At 70.9% G+C, this 19601-nt stretch carries 17 protein-coding genes and 2 pseudogenes; 11 read left to right on the forward strand and 8 right to left on the reverse strand.

The window, feature by feature from the left end:
- Window positions 1-105 precede the first annotated feature (105 nt).
- Complete coding sequence (locus ACLQ26_RS27025; protein WP_425747132.1) at window positions 106-798, reverse strand: type 1 glutamine amidotransferase domain-containing protein; 693 nt, start codon at window positions 796-798, stop codon at window positions 106-108.
- A gap of 392 nt (window positions 799-1190) precedes the next feature.
- On the opposite strand from ACLQ26_RS27025, the gene glsA reads away from it, so the two are divergent.
- The 4 genes and pseudogenes from glsA to ACLQ26_RS27045 all read left to right on the forward strand — a co-directional run bounded on the left by glsA (window position 1191) and on the right by ACLQ26_RS27045 (window position 4367).
- On the forward strand, window positions 1191-2804 hold the full coding sequence (gene glsA, locus ACLQ26_RS27030; RefSeq protein ID WP_425747133.1) for a glutaminase A: 1614 nt from the start codon (window positions 1191-1193) through the stop codon (window positions 2802-2804).
- Window positions 2805-2868: 64 nt separating this feature from the next.
- Window positions 2869-3888, forward strand: coding sequence for a glutamine synthetase (gene glnII, locus ACLQ26_RS27035; protein ID WP_425747134.1), 1020 nt, complete (start codon window positions 2869-2871; stop codon window positions 3886-3888).
- A 9-nt stretch (window positions 3889-3897) separates the two neighbouring features.
- Window positions 3898-4047, forward strand: a pseudogene (locus tag ACLQ26_RS27040) (ammonium transporter); the annotation flags it as partial.
- Between the two features lie 188 nt (window positions 4048-4235).
- Entirely contained in the window at window positions 4236-4367 is a 132-nt protein-coding gene (locus tag ACLQ26_RS27045; protein WP_425747135.1) for a hypothetical protein, read from the forward strand.
- 1 nt (window position 4368) lies between these two features.
- On the opposite strand, the gene ACLQ26_RS27050 is transcribed toward ACLQ26_RS27045, so the two are convergent.
- On the reverse strand, window positions 4369-5343 hold the full coding sequence (locus tag ACLQ26_RS27050; RefSeq protein WP_425747136.1) for an NADP-dependent oxidoreductase: 975 nt from the start codon (window positions 5341-5343) through the stop codon (window positions 4369-4371).
- 95 nt (window positions 5344-5438) lie between these two features.
- Window positions 5439-6077: an HD domain-containing protein gene (locus tag ACLQ26_RS27055; protein WP_425747137.1), complete on the reverse strand. Its 639-nt coding sequence runs from the start codon at window positions 6075-6077 to the stop codon at window positions 5439-5441.
- A 185-nt stretch (window positions 6078-6262) separates the two neighbouring features.
- Between ACLQ26_RS27055 and ACLQ26_RS27060 the strand changes: the two genes are divergently transcribed.
- Window positions 6263-7237, forward strand: coding sequence for a GlxA family transcriptional regulator (locus ACLQ26_RS27060; RefSeq protein ID WP_425747138.1), 975 nt, complete (start codon window positions 6263-6265; stop codon window positions 7235-7237).
- A gap of 13 nt (window positions 7238-7250) precedes the next feature.
- On the opposite strand, the gene ACLQ26_RS27065 is transcribed toward ACLQ26_RS27060, so the two are convergent.
- Entirely contained in the window at window positions 7251-7814 is a 564-nt protein-coding gene (locus ACLQ26_RS27065) for an AMIN-like domain-containing (lipo)protein (RefSeq protein ID WP_425747139.1), read from the reverse strand.
- A 256-nt stretch (window positions 7815-8070) separates the two neighbouring features.
- On the opposite strand from ACLQ26_RS27065, the gene ACLQ26_RS27070 reads away from it, so the two are divergent.
- Complete coding sequence (locus tag ACLQ26_RS27070) at window positions 8071-8745, forward strand: hypothetical protein (RefSeq protein ID WP_425747140.1); 675 nt, start codon at window positions 8071-8073, stop codon at window positions 8743-8745.
- A 24-nt stretch (window positions 8746-8769) separates the two neighbouring features.
- Here the strand turns inward: ACLQ26_RS27070 and ACLQ26_RS27075 are convergent, their stop codons facing one another.
- A complete protein-coding gene (locus tag ACLQ26_RS27075; RefSeq protein WP_425747141.1) occupies window positions 8770-9612 on the reverse strand; it encodes a DUF3152 domain-containing protein in 843 nt (280 codons plus the stop codon).
- Window positions 9613-9752: 140 nt separating this feature from the next.
- Here ACLQ26_RS27075 and ACLQ26_RS27080 point away from each other — a divergent pair, with 140 nt between their 5' ends.
- Both ACLQ26_RS27080 and ACLQ26_RS27085 read left to right on the forward strand, forming a co-directional pair.
- Window positions 9753-10253 carry a SigE family RNA polymerase sigma factor gene (locus ACLQ26_RS27080; protein WP_425747142.1) on the forward strand — a complete coding sequence of 167 codons (501 nt, stop codon included), beginning with the start codon at window positions 9753-9755 and terminating at the stop codon, window positions 10251-10253.
- Window positions 10250-11002 carry a hypothetical protein gene (locus ACLQ26_RS27085; RefSeq protein ID WP_425747144.1) on the forward strand — a complete coding sequence of 251 codons (753 nt, stop codon included), beginning with the start codon at window positions 10250-10252 and terminating at the stop codon, window positions 11000-11002. The genes ACLQ26_RS27080 and ACLQ26_RS27085 overlap by 4 nt, the downstream gene beginning before the upstream one ends.
- Before the next feature lie 18 nt (window positions 11003-11020).
- Here ACLQ26_RS27085 and ACLQ26_RS27090 read toward each other — a convergent pair whose 3' ends face one another.
- Window positions 11021-13909 (reverse strand): ATP-binding protein, encoded by a 2889-nt coding sequence (locus ACLQ26_RS27090; RefSeq protein ID WP_425747145.1) that lies wholly within the window; start codon window positions 13907-13909, stop codon window positions 11021-11023.
- A gap of 205 nt (window positions 13910-14114) precedes the next feature.
- Between ACLQ26_RS27090 and ACLQ26_RS27095 the strand changes: the two genes are divergently transcribed.
- Both ACLQ26_RS27095 and ACLQ26_RS27100 read left to right on the forward strand, forming a co-directional pair.
- Window positions 14115-15872, forward strand: a complete 1758-nt coding sequence (locus tag ACLQ26_RS27095) for a M28 family peptidase (protein ID WP_425747146.1) — start codon at window positions 14115-14117, stop codon at window positions 15870-15872.
- A gap of 126 nt (window positions 15873-15998) precedes the next feature.
- The gene (locus ACLQ26_RS27100) at window positions 15999-16505 is read left to right on the forward strand and encodes a hypothetical protein (protein ID WP_425747147.1); all 507 of its coding nucleotides are present in this window, start codon (window positions 15999-16001) and stop codon (window positions 16503-16505) included.
- A 107-nt stretch (window positions 16506-16612) separates the two neighbouring features.
- Here ACLQ26_RS27100 and ACLQ26_RS27105 read toward each other — a convergent pair whose 3' ends face one another.
- Window positions 16613-17311: an SDR family oxidoreductase gene (locus ACLQ26_RS27105; RefSeq protein WP_425747148.1), complete on the reverse strand. Its 699-nt coding sequence runs from the start codon at window positions 17309-17311 to the stop codon at window positions 16613-16615.
- 208 nt (window positions 17312-17519) lie between these two features.
- On the opposite strand from ACLQ26_RS27105, the gene htpG reads away from it, so the two are divergent.
- A complete protein-coding gene (gene htpG, locus ACLQ26_RS27110) occupies window positions 17520-19436 on the forward strand; it encodes a molecular chaperone HtpG (RefSeq protein WP_425747149.1) in 1917 nt (638 codons plus the stop codon).
- Window positions 19437-19493: 57 nt separating this feature from the next.
- On the opposite strand, the pseudogene ACLQ26_RS27115 reads toward htpG, so the two are convergent.
- Window positions 19494-19586, reverse strand: a pseudogene (locus tag ACLQ26_RS27115) (DNA-binding response regulator); the annotation flags it as partial.
- Window positions 19587-19601 lie beyond the last annotated feature (15 nt).

Here is a 19601-nt window from a genome sequence, read left to right on the forward strand (position 1 = left end):
GTCTCCGCGGTGCACGCCGTACGGGCCAGCTGAGCTTGGTCTCCGATCGGTGTCGGCCGTCCGGCGGGCCCGCACGGTGGTCCCGCCGGACGGCGACGATCGAGGTTACGCGCCGGCCCGGCTCACCAGCGAGATCAGCTGATCCGCCGCCGGACCCGAGGAAGCAGGGTTCTGGCCGGTGATGAGCAGCCCGTCGCTCACCACGTAGGACTCGAAGTTACCCGCCTTGGAGAACTCGGCACCCTTGGCGACCAACTCGTCCTCGACGAGGAACGGCACGACCTTGGTCAGGCCCATGTACTCCTCCTCGCTGTCGGTGAACCCGGTGACCCGCTTCCCGGCGACCAGGGGCTCGCCCTCGGACGTCGCGCAGTGCCGCAACGCGCCCGGCGCGTGGCACACCAGCGCGATCGGCTTGCCCGCCGCGACGACCTGCTCGATCAGTCTGATCGAGTCGTTGTCCTCGGCGAGGTCCCAGAGAGGGCCGTGGCCGCCCGGGTAGAAGACGGTGTCGAAGTCGTCGACGGACACCGAGTCGAGCCGTACCGTCGTCTCGAGCTGGCGTTGCGCCTCGGCGTCCGCCGTGAACCGGCGGGTCTGGTCGGTCTGGAAGTCCGGCTCGTCGCTCTTCGGGTCCAGGGGTGCCCGGCCGCCCCGGGGCGAGGCGAGCGTGACGTCCCACCCCGCGTCGCGGAACCGGTAGTAGGGCGCGGCCAGTTCCTCGAGCCAGAAGCCGGTCTTGTGCCCGGTGTCGCCCAACTTGTCGTGCGAGGTCAACACCATCAGTACCCGTGTCATGTCCACTCCTTGCCTCATCAGTTGACTCTCACGTGCCCTGGTTCGCCGTGAACATTCCTGGGCCGAGGATGAGGCCCGTCACGGCCTGGTAGTTGTACGTGGCCGCGGTTGACGAATAGTTGACAAGAGGCAAGGCCCGGCACCGATGTCGATGCGTACCCTCTGACCTGCCGTTGGTCAGTCGGAATAAAGCGAATGTGCACTGGCCCCACGTAGCCTTTCGAATGTGCGAGGCTGGCCGGCCGAATGCTTTGAGGCGCGAGTAACCAGGCCGGTGGCCGCATTGACGCAAACTTTCTACGGAGCGGTCGAGCCACGTCATGCCCACGATCAAGAAACCCCGAACCGCGGCGCGTCGCATCGAGCAGGCGTGGTCGGGCAGCCCCGACAAAATGCCATCCACCGACGATTCGGGAGCCGGTGAATACGGGAAACTGTTCGCCTCCTTCGCCGTCGACCCACAGGGCACTGTCTCGTTGACCGACCTTGCCAACCGGCTGCGCGCGGCGGGGATCTCGGAGGCTGATCCGCGTCTGGCCCAGGTCTGGGGCGAGCTGCGTCCCGCCGTGGGCGCCGAGGGACCAGCACGCATCGACCTGACCCGCTTCATCGCACTGTGCAGGGCGGGCGGCGGCGTCATCGAGAAGTCGCTTCGCGGGGATCTCGTCATTCCGGACTTCGCCGCGCTCCGAGCGGAGATCTTCGCGATCTACGAAGGGCTCCGGGGTGTCGACGAGGGCCAGGTCGCCGACTACATCCCGCAACTGGGCCGCGTCGATCCGGAGAAGTTCGGGATCGCGTTGTGCACCACCGATGGGCAGCGCCTGGCGCTGGGAGACGCCGAGAGCGTCTTCTGCGTCCAGTCGGTCTGCAAACCCGTCAACTACTGTCTCGCGCTGGAACAGCACGGCGCCGAGCAGGTCCACAGGCATGTGGGGCGGGAGCCCAGCGGTCGCGGGTTCAACGAGCTGACGCTGAACAGCGAGGGGCTCCCGCATAATCCGATGATCAATTCCGGGGCCATCATGTGTTGCTCGCTGCTGCGCCCCACCTGGGAGATGGCCGACCGCTTCGACCACGTTGCCGAGACGTGGCGCAGGTTGGCCGGCGGCGGAGCGGTCGGGTTCAACAACGCCGTCTACCTCTCGGAACGCCGCACGGCCGACCGGAACTTCGCCCTCGGCTACTTCATGCGTGAGCACCGTGCCTTCCCGGACGGGACGGACCTCACCGAGACGCTGGAGTTCTACTTCCAGTGCTGCTCGATCGAGGTCGACGCACGGTCGCTGTCGGTTGTCGCCGCCTCGCTTGCCAACGGCGGCGTCAATCCGCTCACCAGGGAGCGGATCTTCTCGGCCGACACCGTACGCAAGTGCCTGTCGCTGATGTCGTCCTGCGGGATGTACGACTACTCCGGGGAGTTCGCCTTCACGATCGGTCTGCCGGCGAAGAGCGGCGTCTCCGGCGGACTCATGATCGTGGTTCCCGGCGTGCTGGGCATCTGCGTCTGGTCGCCGCGCCTCGACGCGCTGGGCAACTCCGTCCGAGGGGTCGCCTTCTGCGAGGCCCTCGTCAACAGGTTCAACTTCCACGTCTACGACTCCCTGGCCACCGGCGAGGACTCCGGCAAACGCGACCCGCGGCGCGGGCGGAACGAGGAGGAGGTGGCGTCGACCACGCGGTTGCTGTGGGCCGCCAGCCACGGTGACCTGGAGTACGTCCGGCTCGCGCTGGCCGCCGGGAAGGACCCCAACTCCGCCGACTACGACAGACGTACGGCGCTTCATCTGGCCGCCTCCGAGGGGAACCTCGACGTGGTCCAGTACCTCCTGGACCGCGGGGCCGACCCAACTCTGCGGGACCGCTGGGGAGGCACCCCGCTCTACGACGCCGAGCGAGGCGCACACGACCGCGTCGTCACGGTGCTCACGTCGGCGCTGCGCGCTGCGAGTCCGGCAGCGGACACCCACCTCGTGCGAACGGACGCGCCGCTCGCGGCGGTCTGAGCCACGCACTCGTCCGATCACGATTTCGACTGGCCATCCGGCCCAGCACAGGAGAAAGAGACACATGGCGTACAAGGCTGAATACATCTGGATCGACGGCACCGAGCCGACCGCGAAGCTGCGGACGAAGACGAAGATCATCGCCGACGGCGTCGAGCCGGGTACCTGGGGCTTCGACGGCTCCAGCACCAACCAGGCCGAGGGCCGCAGCTCCGACCGGGTCCTGGAGCCGGTCGCCACCTACCCCGACCCGATCCGGGGTGGGGCGCACCTGCTGGTGCTGTGCGAGGTGTTCAACATCGACGGCACCCCGCACGAGTCGAACGCCCGGGCCCTGCTGCGCCCGGTGGCCGACCGGTTCGCGGCTCAGCAGCCCCTGTTCGGCATCGAGCAGGAGTACACGTTCTTCCAGGGCTCCCGCCCCCTGGGCTTCCCCGACGGTGGCTACCCGGCCCCGCAGGGTGGCTACTACTGCGGTGTCGGCGCGGACGAGATCTATGGCCGCGGCGTGGTCGAGAAGCACCTGGACAACTGCCTGGCCGCCGGCCTGACCATCTCCGGCATCAACGCCGAGGTCATGCCCGGTCAGTGGGAGTTCCAGGTCGGCCCCCTGTCGCCGCTGGAGGTCGCCGACCAGCTCTGGATCGCCCGTTGGCTGCTGCACCGCACGGCCGAGGACTACGGCATCTCGGCCACCCTCGAACCCAAGCCCGCGCGGGGTGACTGGAACGGCGCCGGCGCCCACACCAACTTCTCCACCGGGGCGATGCGCGAGAACTACGCGGCGATCATCGAGGCCTGCGAGTCCCTCGGCCGGGGCGACAAGCCCCTGAAGCACATCCGCAGCTACGGCGCAGGCGTCGAGGCCCGCCTTACCGGTGCCCACGAGACGGCGCCCTGGAGCGAGTACAGCTACGGCGTCTCCGACCGTGGCGCCTCCGTCCGCATCCCGTGGCAGGTGGAGATCGACAAGAAGGGCTACATCGAAGACCGTCGGCCCAACGCCAACGTCGACCCGTACACCGTCACCCGGCTCATCGTCGACACCTGCTGCACCGCACTGGAGGCGGCCGACCTCGCCTGAGGCACCGGCCCCTGGGGTGCGATCGCCATCGGCGTCGTCGCCGGCGTCGGCTGCGCCGGGGCCGTCAGCCTGAAGGACCGGTTCGGCTACGACGACTCGCTCGACGTCGTGGCTGTGCACGCGGTCGGCGGTGTCGTCGGCACCCTCCTCATCGGGGTCTCCGACGTGACAGACGCGGACGCCGTTCCGGCCGGCACGATCGGCACCTGGTCGCACTCCCCGACGGCCCGCTGACCAACTGCGTCGAAGCTCGCCGCGCAGAGCCGGACCGGGAGAGTGGGCCAACCCTCCCGGTCCGGCGGCTCACGGCCGGTGGCGCGTACAGGCATCCGTCGACGATGTTCCGCATGGTGGGGACGATCTTGGTGGTCGCCAGTGCCATCGTCGCCGAGATCGCCGGCTTCAGCGACGTCGCGACAGTCACGTCGTCCATGGCCGGCGGCGAGTACTCCCAGCACCGACCCTCACCGCCTACGTGAACTACTGACGATCTGGCTGCGCTGCCCCGTTGTCCGTGATGGGGTACGCCGTGCCGTGTTCCTCCGCGATCCGGATGATCGTCTTGCCGGGGGTGCGGCGGTGTCGGACGAAGGCTGAGGTCGCTTCGGAGAGCGGCAGCACGGCGCTGACGACGGGCTTGAGCCGCCCGGTCCGCACGCGGTGGGCGAGGTCGGCCAGCCGGGCGCGATCGGGTTCGACGACGAAGAAGATGGCGCGACCGTCCCTCGGCTGGACGGTGGGCGGCGTGGCGATGGTGACGAGGGTGCCGCCCGGGCGTACCAGTTCGGTCGACCGCCGGAGGATGTTGCCGCCGATGACGTCGAGCACCACGTCCACCTCGCCGACGTGCTCCAGGCCGTCGGCGTCCAGGTCGACGAAGGTCTGCGCGCCGAGGGTGAGTGCCAGCTCGCGGTCGTCGGCTCGGCCGGTGCCGATCACGTGGGCGCCCACCTCCCGGGCGAGTTGGACGGCGATCGAGCCGACGCCGCCCGCGACGCCGTGGACGAGGACGGTCTGGCCCGTCGTGAGGTGGGCGTGGTCGAACAGCGCCTGCCACGCCGTCAGTCCGGAGATGGGCAGCGCCGCGGCCACGGTGTGGTCGATGTCGGCGGCGAGCGGAGCGAGGTTGCGAGCCTCCACCGCGGTGTATTCGGCAAGGGATCCGTTGCGCGCCCAGTCGGTCAGTCCGAACACCCGCTGGCCCACGGTGAGGCCTGTGGTTCCGTAGCCCAGCTCGACCACGACTCCGGACACCTCGTGCCCGGGAATGCTGGGTGTCCGGTCCCGGCCGGCACGATCGGTCCACGTCGCCGGCCAGTCGAGCTCGCCGGGGGTGAAGCCCGCGGCGTGCACGCGCACGATGACGTCGTTCTCCGCGGCGTGCGGGTACGGCATGTCGGTGAGGGCGAGCCCGCCGACACCCGCGTCGCGGTCGCGCACGGTGATCGCTTGCATGCTCAAGTCCTTTCGGAGGATTCGTCGGCGTGGCCCGGCGGTGCGGCCCCGTGGCTGGCCGACGCCTGACGCCGACCGCGCGAGCCCGTGTCCGGTCAGCTCGGCCAGGGTGAGCCGACGATGCGCTCGACAGTCGTCACGCGATCGAGATCGGGAATGAAGTGTTGCAGGATGTCGGAGTTCACGGTGCCGTTCGTGGTGTCCGGGCGGTTCCGCAGCCCATCGAGGTGGGCCCGCAGGAACTCGTTCTTGAAGTCCCCGCGGGGATGAACGGCGAGGATCTCGTCCAGTTGATCGGCTTCCAGCCCGTCCAGGCCTAGGCCGAGCACGTCGGTCAGCACGCCGAGGTAGGTGGTGGCGATCTCCGGGCCCATCCGGTCGGGGATGCCCGGTGTGGTGTGCAGCGCGACCGCGGTCCAGACGGTCTCGGCGGCGACCGTCGAGAAGCCCCGGTCCAGCAGGAACTTGCGCGCGTGGTCGGCGCCGTCGACCTCGAAGCGCTGTTCGACGTCGGAGAACGGAGTCAGGAGACCGCTGTCGTGGAACATCGACGCCAGATAGAGCAGCTCGGGATCCGGGTTCACACCGAGCCGGTGCGCGTGCGTCAGGCCGAAGAGAAAGACCCGTCGGGAGTGGTGATAGATGAGCGGTCTGGTCGTCTCCCGAATGTGCCTGGTCGCTTCGGCGACCGCCGCCGTATCGGGAATCTCCAACCCCGCGATGACCTCTGACATGCCCTCCGACCTTCCCGGCGCACGATGCGAACGTCCTGGTGGCCCCCATGCTGCCCACCGATCGTCGTACGCTGCCGCCCTCATCCGGCCAGGAACCACTCACATTCGGACGGCAAGTCGTGAGGTGGACGACGGCTCCCTGAGGATCACCGTCATCTCCGGTGGTGGCGTGCTACCAATACCCGGTGTCCACGCCGCCCCACCGCGTCGCGATCTTCGTCTATGACGGAGTGACGTTGCTGGATGTCGCAGGTCCGGCGGAGGTGTTCAAGGAGGCGAACCGCTTCGGCGCCGACTACCAGATCGTGCTGCTGTCGCCGACGGGCGCGGACGTCACGTCGAGTCTCGGCGTCCGGATGGCTGTCGACGGCGCCGTCTCCTCCGAGCCGGCCTTCGACACGCTGCTGGTTGCCGGGTCCGACCACTATCCGCGCGCCCACGTCCCCGCCGACCTGGCCGAGGCCGCACGGGGACCGGCGGCGGTGGCCGGAAGGGTCGCATCGATCTGCACCGGGGCGTTCGTCCTCGCCGCTGCCGGCGTCCTCGACGGCAAGCGCGCCACCACGCACTGGCAGGTCGCGCACGAGCTGGCCGCCAGGCATCCGACCTGCCGCGTCGAGCCCGACGCGATCTACGTGCGCGACGGCAGCACGTACACCTCGGCAGGGGTGACGGCCGGTATCGACCTGGCCCTCGCTCTCGTCGAAGAGGACCACGGGCCCGACGTGGCGCGCGACGTCGCACGCGCCCTGGTGGTGTACATGCAGCGGGCGGGCGGCCAGTCCCAGTTCTCCGCGCCGCTGCAGGGCCCGCCGCCCCGCTCGCCGGCGCTGCGGCGGATCGCCGACGTGGTGACCGCGAACCCCCGCGGGGATTACTCGCTCGGTGAGCTCGCCAAACACCTCAACGTGAGCACCCGGCACCTCACCCGGCTCTTCCACGACGAGCTGTCCACGACACCGGCCCGCTACGTGGAGAACATCCGATTCGACCTGGCCCGGGCGTTCCTCGACCAGGGCCACACGGCGACGCAGGCCGCGACCCTCGCCGGGTTCCCCAGTTACGAGAGCATGCGGCGGGTCTTCGCCAGGAAGCTGTCGATCAGCCCCGCCGCCTACCAACGACGGTTCAGCACGGCCCGCCGCCCCCACCATGACTAGTGGGCGGTTCCGCTCACCACTGGTGGGCGACGTCCAGCACGATCCGGCTGTGCGCGCCGGGGCCGGCGAGCGTGAACGTGCGGAACGGCAACCGGGCCCGTACGCCGACCGCGAAGGTGCTGTAGCCCTCGAAGCTGCCGCCGAAGACGACATCGCGCAGCGTCGAACAGGGCAGCACGTTCGCGACGTGCTCGCCCACCGCGTAGGGCACGGTGCCCTGGTGGTCGTCGTCGTACGCCGGGGCCCGCAGCGAGACCCGCAGCAGCGCGTCCCCGGCGGTGTACGGCGACAGCGCCAGCCCTTCGCCCTCGGTCCACGTCTCGCCGTAGCCGACGGCGTAACCGTCGACCAGGCCGGCGAACTCGAACACCACCCGGTCGTAGCAGTCCTGCCGCCCGGTCCGCACGCCGACCAGCGGGGCGTCGCTCAGCGCGCCGGCCGACTTCTCGGCGCTGCCCCAGGTGATCCCGCAGTACGCCGACCCGGTCATGCTGCCTGCCGCGGTGCTGCTGCCCGCGCTGGCGACCAGACCGGCGACGACTACCGCCAACGCGGTGAGTGTGCTCCTGATCCTCATGGTGATCTCTCCGCTCGATGCCGGGGTCACGTCGCGGCAGCGTTGCCGGTGACCCTCAGCCGTCACGGTCGTCCTCGCGCGGCACGCGCGTTTCGCCGTCGCGTAACCGCCGGGTAACAGTGGCCGACGGTCGCGGACGACCGCAGGGCAGCGCGCGACGTCCGGATACCCTCCCCAGCCCCGGCGTGGCCGGGTCACCCACGGCGTCGAAGCACGCGGTACTGTGCCGGACAGTCGACACCTCCGAGGTGAGCCTGTGCCTGCCGTCGCCGCCCTCGTGCTGACCCTCGCCCTCGCGCCCGCGCCGTCCCCGTCGCCCCCCTCGGGCCCGGTCGGCGACATCCTCGGTGGCGTCGGCCGCGTCGTCGACGGTGTGCTCGGCGGCCACGGCACGCCGAGTGCGACGCCGACGGCGAGCGTCACCCCCACCGCGACGTCGACGCCGAGCCCGCCACCGGTGACCGGCCAGCCCAACCCCGCCGCGCCTGGTGCGACCGCCGCTCCCGCCGGGGCGTCGGCCGGTGCCCGGGGTCCGGCCACCCCCGACCGCCCGGCCGGTGGCTCCGGCACCGACGCCCAGGATGCGGCCGTGCCCCAGCGCACCGGTGACACCCCGGCGTCCGAGGTCCCGCCGGCGCTCGCCAGCCCCGCCCGCGATGGCTGGCCGCCCGTTTCCTACCTGCTGGTCGCGGCCGTCCTGGCGGTGCTGGCGCTGCTGCTCCTGCGTCGCCGCGCGCCCGGCACCTCCGCCGCTCCCACACCGGGTCCCGCTCCACGGCGGAATCCCGACCCGCAGCCGGATCCCGCTCCACAGCCGGATCCCGACCCCGGGCCGGACAACGTCCGTCGCCTGCCGACCAGCCTCAACGACATCTACGAGCTGGGGCGGCTGGATGAGCGACTGGAGCAGGAGCGCCGCCGCGGCACCTGACGTACGGCCTCCTGGTCGTCGGGGTCAATGCGCCGGATAGGCGCCCTCGCGCCGTGGGATCTCGTCGTCGTACGCCCCGACCGGCCCGTCGTAGCGGGTCGTGCCGTTCGGGTACGGCCAGGCCCCGGCGCGGCACCCGTGCAGGCCCAACGTCTGCTGCTGCATCACCGGCGCCGGCCGGCCCCGACCCGGGCAGCGTTCGTGACCGAATCCGAGTTTGTGCCCCACCTCGTGGTTGACCATGTACTGCCGATAGGTGGCCAGGCTCGCGCCGTAGCCCGGCACCCCGGTGACCCAGCGCGCCACGTTGAGCACCACCCGGGCACCGTTGCGGCACGACGTGTAGCCGTCCGGCTCGTCCTGGCAGAGGGTGTCACGGGTGCCGGGGGTCGCCAGGTAGATGGTGAAGTCCGTCGCTTCGGTAGCACCGACCCGGCGCAGCCGCCACGTCCCGTCCGCCGTCCATCCGCGGCTGTCGTTCAACGTCGCGGAGACGGCCGTGGCGATGTCGCTCGCCGTAAGGCCCCGGATGTCGCGCTCCACGGCGACCCGGTAGCGCAGCAACTGACCCTCGCTCCCACCTCCACCCGTCGTCTCGGCAGCCGCCACCGACCAGCGGTTACTGCCGGTGGCGGGATAGCGGACCGGTACGACAGTGGGAGCCGCCGTCGCGACGCCGCCGATCCCGGCCGTTCCCGGCCGTCCCGCCGCGACCGCCGGGGGTAGGCCCGTGGGGTCCGGTCCGGCTCCGGAACCACCGGCCGGCCCGTTGCCGGAGGCGGGCCGGCCACACGCGGTGAGCAGCGCCACGGCCAGCAGCAACGCCGCTGAGGCTGGGTACCCCCGACGGGTAGCCTTCGTCGACATGTTCCTCTCCCCTCGCGCGCCGGTCTGCGGCGACGCGGGAGAGAAGACGGGTGAGACCGCCAAAAGGTTGCGCTCGCGAGGACTCAACCTTTGCGGGGTCTCACCCGTCTGAAGCGGTGTGGCACGGGGGAGGGTTCGCGGTGGCGCGGGGTGACGCGGAGTTCGTCGAGTTCGCGCGGGCGGCGTCCGCGCGACTGGTGCACGCCGCGTTCCTGCTGACCGGCGACCACCACCAGGCCGAGGACGCCGCGCAGACCGCGCTGGTTCGCACCTACGCGTCGTGGTCGCGGATCCACGACGACGACGCCTACGGGTACGCCCGTCGCACCCTGGTCAACCACCTGGTGGATCGGTGGCGGCGGCCGATGCGGGAGTACCCGACCGAGGAGGTCCCGGAACAGCGGCGTGGCGACGTGGCCGACGATGTGACGACCCGGCGCTGGTTGGTCACCATCCTCGCTGCGCTCAGTCCTCGGGAGCGGGCCATCGTCGTGCTGCGCTACTACTTCGACCTGCCGGAGGCGCAGGTGGCCCGAGAACTCGCCCTGTCCGTCGGCACCGTCAAGAGCACCAGCTCGCGCGCGTTGGAGAAGCTGCGTACCGCCGTACCACGCACCGCCGACGAGGAGGCGCGCCGATGAGCGAGCTGGATCGGCTCCGCCACGCCATGCGTGCGACGGAGCGCCCCGACGCCATGCTCGACCTGGCCACCGTCATGCGGGCGGGGCGGCGGCTGCGTATCCGTCGGCGGATTGCCGGCGGCGCCGCGGCGACGCTCGTGGCAGGGCTGGCCTCCGTCGCCGTGGTGGCGGTCGGCGCGTCCGGGCCGGGCGGTACGGCACCGACCGGTTCCGCACCACCTGTCGCCGTCGCGCCGCCCTCGGCCGCCGTCGCGCCGACGGCGTCGCGGGAGGCCACGCCACCGCCGACGATGGCCCGCGACCTGCGGGGTCCGAAGCCCCTGGGCCAGCTGGTCGACACGGGGGTGCAGCACGGCAGCGATCGGCGGGTCTACTACTTCGTGCGGGTCACCGTGCCCGGCCAGCCGAAGGTGACCATCGGGTTGGCCGCCGGTCGCCGTGCCCCCGACGGCACGGTGGACACGGACATCCTGGTCAACGACGTCGAGGGCGCCGACCGCAGCCCCGGCTTCCACCAGATCGGCTACGACGAGAGCTCGTCGGCCGCGCCGGCGCCCACCTTCGGCTACTTCGTCGGCCCCGCCGAGCGGATCATCGGCACGGTGGGCGGTCGGCAGATAGATGCCCGGCTGGCGCGCTGGAGCGTGGACAAGCAGGTGGTGATCTTCTGGTTCGACCCGGCCACGCTCACGCCGGGGGAGCGACTGGACGGCATCATCGCCCGGGCCCCGGACGGCCGTCGACTCTGAGACGCCGGCCGCGGTGACTCAGGCCGGATCGGTCAGCCGGCGCTCGATGGTCACCGTCGTCCCCTCGCCTGTGGAGACCAGTCGTACGTCGCCGTAGGCGTTCATCAACAGCGCGCCCCGGCCCCGGTCCATGGCCGGCCGGCGGTCCCGCCAGGTGCCGAAGTCGCGCACCGAGATCCGAACCCGCTCGCCACCGACCTGGAGCCGGACCCGCACCTCGGGGCGACTGGGTCGTTGTGCGTGCTCGACGGCGTTGTTCATCGCCTCCGACGCGGCGAGCAGCAGATCCTCCAACACGTCCGCGTGGACGTCCACCTCGTCCATCGCCAGCCGGACGTCGTGACGCATGGCGGACGCCGAGGTGGACACCGACGGGTACGTCCATTCCGCCGCCAGGGTGTCGCCGAGCCCGTCGTCGGCCGTGCCGACTGCGGACGCGCCTGCCGGTCCCGCGCCGGCCGGTCCCGCGCCGGCCGGTTCCGTGCCGGCCGCTTCCCCGTTGACCGGTTCGGCGGCGGAGCGCACGGCGGGGGTGCTCCCGGTGGGCTCCGCCACCGGCGGAGCGGGCGCGACGGCGCTGACCCCGGCGGGTCGCGTCGACCTCGGGGTGTCGGCCGCGCCCGGGCTGTCCTCGGCGGCAGGTGCGGCGGAGTCGTCGCCGGACGCGTCGGTGCGGGCGCGGCGGATGGCGGCCCGGATGCGGGCGATCAGCTCCGCGGCGGCGAACGGCTTCACCAGGTAGTCGTCGGCGCCGAGGCTCAGGCCCACCACGCTGGCCTCCTCGCCCGCCCGCGCGGAGAGCACCAACACGGGCAGCGCCCGGGTCGCCGGGTCCGCACGCAGTCGGCGCACCAGGTCGAAGCCGTCCAGCACCGGCATCATCACGTCGGTGAGCACGAGGTCCGGCGGCTCCCGGTGGATCGCGTCGAGGGCCTGCCGGCCGTCGGTGACCGACCGCACCCGCCAACCCTCGGCGGCGAGCAGCCGACTCAGGTACGCGCGCATGTCGCTGTTGTCGTCCGCTACCAGGATCCGTGCCCCGGCCAGTTCGTCGGTGGCCGGTCCGGGAGCCACGGCGGGCTCGGCGACGCCGCCGGCCGGGTCGGTCAGCCAGCCCACCGCCTCGGCGACGGCGGCGCGGGCCATGTCTCGATGTCCGTTCGGCGCTGGCCCGGCCGATGCCGTACGCCGCGCCGCCGACCAGGGCAGGGCCACGGTGAAGGTGGTGCCGGCACCCACAGTGCTGGTCACCCGGACCTCGCCGCCCTCCAACCGGGCCAGCTCGTGCACCAGGGCCAGGCCGATGCCGGTGCCCTCGTGGCTGCGCGAGCGTGCCCCCTGCACCCGGTGGAAGCGCTCGAAGAGCTTCGGCAGGTCCGCCTCGGAGATCCCGATTCCGGTGTCGGCGACGGTGAGTCGTACCTCGTCGTGGTCGGCGTGCACCGCGATCCGGATGCGGCCGAGGAACGTGTACTTCAGGGCGTTGGACAGCAGGTTGGTGACGATGCGTTCCCAGTTGACCGGGTCGACGGTGACCGGCCGGGGTAGCGGCGGGCAGTCGACCTCCAGAGCCAGTCCGGCCCGTTCGACGGCGGCCCGGAAGACGCTTGCCAACTCGGCGGTGAGCGCGGGGAGGTCGACCTCGCGGGCATCGCTGCGAGCCTGGCCCGCCTCCAGGCTGGAGAAGGTGAGCAGGCTGTTGACGAGGGTCAACAACCGGGTGGCGTTGCGCCAGGCGGTCTCGACCCGCTCCCGCTGCGCAGGCGCCAGAGGCGCGGCGGTGTCGGCGAGCGCGTCGGCGAGCGGCCCGAGCATGAGGGTCAGCGGGGTACGGAACTCGTGGCTGACGTTTGTGAAGAAGGTGGTCTTCACCCGGTCCAGCTCGGCCAACGTCTCGGCCCGGCGCCGCTCCTGCTCGTACTCCTTCGCGTTGCGGACCGCCATGGAGACCTGCTGGGTGAGCAGTTGGTAGAAGGAGCGGTACGCCTCGTCCAGCTCCCGGTTGGGGCTCACGCCGGCCAGCAGGACGCCGAGCGGCTGGTCGTCGGCGGCCGAGGGCAGCGGTAGCACCAGCGCGGTGCGGGTGGGATCGCCCCACGGGCCGGCGGGCACGGGCAGTCGGTCCGCGACGCCTGTCACGTCGACGGCTCGACCCTGCGCGGCGTCCGCCAGCGCCCAGGCGCGGGCCGCCGGGCTGGGGTCGGCCATGTCGACGACGTCCGGCAGCGCCCCGGCCACCCTGGGGTCGCCGCCCGTGCGGGCCGTCCGACGCAGCACCGCGCCGTCTCGCAGGTAGATCGCGGCGAACGGCACGTCCAGCGGGTGGCCGCCGATCGCGTCGATCAGCCGGGCGCAGGTGGCGTCGACGTCGACGGTGCGCCCGTCGCCGCGCAGACTCAGGTCGCGCAGCAGTCGCAGTCGCCGTTCGCCGACGACCTGCTCGGTGACCTCGCTGCACACCGTCAGCACGCCGACGGTGCTGCCGTCGTCGTCGCGGGCCGGGGCGTGCGAGACGCTGAAGTACGCCTCCTCGCGGTAGCCGGCGCGCTCCAGCAGGAGTTGTAGAGCGGGCACCCAACTGGCCACCCCGGTCGTCATGGCCTGCTCGATCAGGGGGGCGAGGACGTCCCAGCCCTCGGCCAGGGTCACCCGTACGTCGTCGCCGAGCGCTGCCGGGTGCTTGTCGCCGATCAGCGCGGAGTACGCGTCGTTGTAGAGCTGGGAGAGGCGGTCTCCCCAGAGCAGGAGCATGGGGTAACGGGAGGAGAGCACCACCCGCACGGCGGAACGCAGGCTCTGCGGCCAGCTCGACACCGCGCCCAGCGGAGTGGCGGCCCAGTCCAGTTCCGCCATCAGTCGACCGGTGTCGCCCCCGTCGTCGAACAGGTCGGTGCGGGGTCGTGTCACGCTCGACCCGGCCTCATCGCAAGCCCCCCGTTCCGGGCCCGACGACCCCTGCTGGCGTTACCTACCCATCCTGGCACCTCTACTCACCTGTGCCGACGCCGGTACCCACCGTCGAACCGTCGGGGGTTCGGGACGAACGTCCGATGCCGCAGACATAGATCTCTGTAAGTGTCTCGGTTATCTCTCCAACCCCCGAGGAGCCCCCATGAGAGGCAGAACGCTGAGCGCGGGAATCGCGCTCGCCGTGTTCGCCGGGATGACGGTGACGCTGGCCGCCCAGCCGGTGAGCGCGTCACCCTCCGCCGCGACGACAGCGACCCGGCCGATCGCCGGGTCCGCCGCCGTCCTGGCGGCGCCGGACATCTCCGTCACCAATGTCCAGGCGCACCTGACCCAGTTCAACTCCATCGCCAGCAGCAACGGCGGCAACCGGCGGGCCGGCTCGGCCGGCTACACCGCCTCGGTCGGCTACGTGAAGAGCAGGCTCCAGGCCGCCGGCTACACCGTCAGCGAGCAGACCTGCTCCAGCTGCACGTACCCCTCGAACAACCTCATCGCCGAGTGGCCCGGCGGCCCGACCGACCAGGTGGTCATGTTCGGCGCCCACCTGGACAGCGTCTCGGCCGGCCCGGGCATCAACGACAACGCCTCCGGCTCGGCCACCCTGCTGGAGAACGCGCTGGTCCTCGCCGCGCAGAACCCGACAATGACGAAGAAGGTCCGGTTCGCCTGGTGGACCGACGAGGAGCAGGGGCTCAACGGCTCCCGGTTCTACGTGAACTCGCTCACCAGCACCCAGCGCGGCTACATCAAGGGCTACTACAACTTCGACATGGTGGGCTCGACGAACGGTGGCTACTTCATCAACCGGGTCAGTTCCACGACGGCGGCGCCGCTGAAGGCGTACTGGGACTCGTTGGGGCTGCAACCGGAGGAGAACGTCGAGGGTCAGGGCCGCTCCGACGACTACTACTTCCAGCAGGCCGGCATCCCCACCTCCGGGTACGCCGCGGGCGCGAGCGCCCGCAAGACCAGCAGCCAGGCGGCCAAGTGGGGCGGCACGGCCAACGCCGCCTACGACTCCTGCTACCACCGTTCCTGCGACACCACCGCCAACGTCAGCGCCACGGTGCTGAACCGGGCCGCGGACGGCGTCGCGTACGCGCTGTGGCAACTCGCCGTGGGCAGCGGCACCCCGACGAACGACTTCTCCGTGGCGGTCAGCCCCGCCGCCCGTACCGTCGCGCGGGGCGCCAGCACCACCGCCACCGTCACCACCGCGACCACCTCGGGCTCGGCGCAGACGGTCAGCCTCACCGCGTCCGGCGCGCCCAGCGGGGTGAGCGTCTCCTTCAGCCCGTCGTCGGTGACCTCCGGTGGGTCGGCCACGCTGACCCTCGCCGCGTCGGCGAGCGCGGCGACGGGCACCTTCACCATCACGGTCACCGGCACCGGGTCGGTCACCCGTACCGCGAGCCTCACCCTCACGGTGACCGGCACCGGCGGCTGCGCCGGCGGCCAGGTGGTCGGTAACGGTGGCTTCGAGAGCGGCAGCACGCCGTGGACCGCGTCCTCGGGCGTGATCACCAATTCGAGCAGCCAGCCGGCCCGGACCGGGTCGTACAAGGCGTGGCTCGACGGGTACGGCAGCACCCACACCGACACCCTGTCCCAGTCGGTGACCATCCCGGCCGGCTGCGCCAGCTACACGCTGTCGTTCTGGCTGCACATCGACACCGCCGAGACCACCACCTCAACGGCGTACGACAAGCTCGTCGTGCAGGTGGGTTCGACCACGATGGCGACGTACTCGAACCTCAACGCCGCCACCGGCTACGCCCAGCGCACGGTGAACGTTGCCGGGTTCGCCGGGCAGACGGTGACAGTGAAGTTCACCGGTACCGAGGACTCGTCGTTGCAGACCAGCTTCGTGATCGATGACGTGACGCTGCAGGCGAGCTGAGGAGATGTCGGGTGGGGGCACGCGCCCCCACCCGACATCTAGTCACGGGTGTCTATCTCTGGTAGAAATCTTTCAAGGCCGGCCCCTGATTCGCAGAATTCCGCCCATCACGCGAACGGGAGTCCCATGTCACAAACCCGATCCACCCTGCGCCGCCGCGTGCGCACGCTGTTCGTGGCCACCCTCGCCACGGTCTGCGCCACGCTCGGCCTGGCCGCCCCGGCCTTCGCGATCAGCCACTCCAGCGCCACCTCGCAGCTGCGCGCCGCCGGCATCTCCTGGACCTCCAGCGGCAACTGCAGCGACCGCAACGTGGCCACCTGCACCTCGTTCGACGGCGTCCGGCAGGCCACCATCGACGGGATCATCACCTTCAAGCGGGCCAGCGGCTGCGCGGTCACCATCACCGCCGGCACCGAGGCCGGGCACGCCGGGGGCACCTACAGCCACTGGACCGGTTACAAGCTGGACATCGCCTTGAGCACCTGCATCCAGAACTACATCTCGGCGAACTACACCTATGTCGGCTACATCGCAGGCTTCGGCTACCAGTACCGGGCGGCCTCGGGCAACCTCTACACGAAAGAGGGCAGCCACTGGGACATCCTCTTTTACACCTGCGGCGGCTGCTGAGCGAGCTGCGCCGCGCCGGGCGCGCGGAGGGAGCTGACCGCGTACCCGAAAATCGGGCCGCCGCCGGGAACCCGGCGGCGGCCCGATCATGGCCGTGGTGTCGCGGCTCAGGGGAGCTGCGGGTAGAGCGCGGCGACCCCGCCGGCCAGCCCGGCCTGCACCTGCCGGCTGAGGTCGTCGGCGAGGATCTCGTACGCGTCGGCCTCGATGCCGTCCACGCCGATCCGGGCGATCGCCGCCGGGTCGGACTTCGGGCCGGTGATGTCGGCGGCCATGTCGGTGTCCAGGTAGCCGACGTGCAGGCCGGAGACCCGGACGCCCCGTTCGGCGAGCTGGACGCGCAGCACGTTGGTCATCGCCCACTCGGCGGACTTGGCGGCGCTGTAGGCCGCGTGGGTCGGGGAGCCGAACCAGGACAGCACGGAGAGCACGTTGAGGATCGTTCCGCCGCCGTTGCCGGCGATGACCGGCGCGAACGCCCGGATGGTCGACAGAGTGCCGATGTAGTGGGTCTCCAGCTCCAGCCGGACGAGGTCCAGGTCGCCGTCGAGGAGGTCGGTTCGGGTGTCGATGCCGGCGTTGTTGATCAGCAGGTTCACGCCGCCAGCGAGCTGTGCGGCGGCGGCCACCGAGGCGGGGTCGGTGATGTCGAGGCGCACCGGCGTCACGCCGGGCAGGTCGACGGTGTCGGGGTTACGGGCGCCGGCGTAGACCGTGGCGCCCCGGGCGACGAGTTCGGCGGCCAGGTGTCGGCCGAGGCCACGGTTGGCGCCGGTGACGAGGGCGGTGCTTCCAGCGATCTTCATGGGAGTGCTCCAGGTTCGTGGTCGGTGCGGCGCGACGGCGCGGTGCTGCCCCGAACGCTATCCAGCTGACTTCTGTTGAGCAAAGTCAGCTATGTCACGCCCGCGCAATCTTCGGATCGGGAATACGACCCGGACGCGGGCACGACCGCACCGGTGACGACTCGTATCCTTTGCGCGAACCTCCGCACGAGCCGAGAAGGGAGACGGTGTGAGCAACCAGGCCGAGACGTTGGAGTTCCAGGCCGAGGCGCGTCAGCTCCTCCAGTTGGTGGTCCACTCGATCTATTCGAACAAGGACGTCTTCCTGCGGGAACTCATCTCGAACGCGTCCGACGCCCTGGACAAGCTGCGGCTGGCGACGCTCGTCGACAAGGATCTCGTCGCCGACACCGACGACCTGCACGTCGCCGTCGAGGTCGATCGGGACGCCCGCACGCTTACCGTCCGGGACAACGGCATCGGGATGACCCGCGACGAGGTGGTCCGGCTGATCGGCACGATCGCCAAGTCCGGCACCGCCGAGCTGCTGCGCCAGCTGCGCGAGTCCGCCGACGCCCGCGCCTCGCAGGACCTCATCGGGCAGTTCGGCGTCGGCTTCTACGCCGCGTTCATGGTCGCCGACCGGGTCACCCTGCTGACCCGCAAGGCCGGCGAGACCGGCGGAACCCGCTGGGAGTCCACCGGCGAGGGCACCTACTCGATCGAGGGGGTCGACGAGGCGCCCCAGGGCACCGCGGTGACCCTGCACCTCAAGCCGGCAGACACCGAGGACAACCTGCACGACTACACCGCCGAGTGGACCATCCGCGAGATCGTCAAGCGCTACTCCGACTTCATCGCGTGGCCGATCCGCATGCGTGTCGAACGTCCGGGCGCCGACGGTGAGGCCGCCACCAGCGAGGTGCAGACCCTCAACTCGATGAAGGCGCTCTGGGCGCGGCCCCGCGACGAGGTCGACGCCGCCGAGTACAACGAGTTCTACAAGCACGTCAGCCACGACTGGGCCGACCCGCTCGAGGTCGTGCACATGAAGGGCGAGGGCACCTTCGAGTACGAGGCGCTGCTGTTCCTGCCCAGCCACGCCCCGCTGGACCTGTTCTCCCCGCAGGGCCGCCGAGGCGTCCAGCTCTACGTCAAGCGCGTGTTCATCATGGACGACTGCGAGGCGCTGGTCCCCACCTACCTGCGCTTCGTCAAGGGTGTCGTCGACGCGCACGACCTGTCGCTGAACATCTCCCGCGAGATCCTCCAGCAGGACCGGCAGATCCAGATCGTCCGTCGCCGCCTGGTCAAGAAGGTCCTCGCCACGGTCAAGGACCTCAAGGCCAACCACCCCGAGCGCTACCGCACCTTCTGGACCGAGTTCGGCGCCGTGGTCAAGGAAGGACTGATCGACGACGCCGACAACCGGGACTCCCTGCTGGAGGTCCTGTCGGTCGCCTCCACCCACGACGCGGCGGAGCCCACCGACCTGGCCGGCTACGTCTCGCGGATGAAGGACGGCCAGAGCGACATCTGGTACGCCACCGGCGACTCCCGGGTCACCATCGAGAACTCCCCGCACCTGGAGGCGTTCCGAGCCAAGGGCCACGAGGTGCTGCTGCTCACCGACCCGGTCGACGAGGTGTGGGTCGAGCGTGTCGGCGAGTACGACGGCCGTCCGCTGCGCTCGATCGCCAAGGGCCAGGTCGACCTGGACACCGACGACGAGAAGCAGCAGGCCGAGGCCGAGCGCGAGCAGCAGCGGCAGGAGTTCGCCGCGCTTGTGGAGTGGCTGGGCACGACCCTCGCCGACAGCGTTCGGGAGGTTCGCCTGTCGTCGCGGCTGACCACCTCACCGGCCTGCGTCGTGGGCGACGCGCACGACCTCACGCCCACGTTGGAGAAGATGTACCGGGCGATGGGGCACGACGTCCCCTCGGCCAAGCGCATCCTGGAGATCAACCCCGGTCACCCGCTCGTCACCGGGCTGCGCAAGGCCCACGAGCAGGGCGACTCCGCCGAAACCCTGACCGAGACCGCCGAGCTGCTGTACGGCCTGGCGGTGCTCGCCGAGGGCGGTGAGCTGGCCGACCCGGCCCGGTTCACCCGTACGCTCGCCGACCGGTTGGCGCGCACCCTGTAACCGGCGCCACCCCTGCGGCCGGCGGGTTCCGCACAGCGGACCCGCCGGCCGGTCATGTCACTGGCCCGGAATCACCAGACCGGACTCGTAGGCGACCATCACCGCCTGGGCGCGGTCGCGCAGGTGCAGTTTGGCGAGCAGGTTGCCGACTGTTGGTCGTCTGCC

It is taken from the genome of Micromonospora sp. DT43, assembly GCF_049841645.1.
Classification (GTDB): Bacteria; Actinomycetota; Actinomycetes; order Mycobacteriales; family Micromonosporaceae; genus Micromonospora.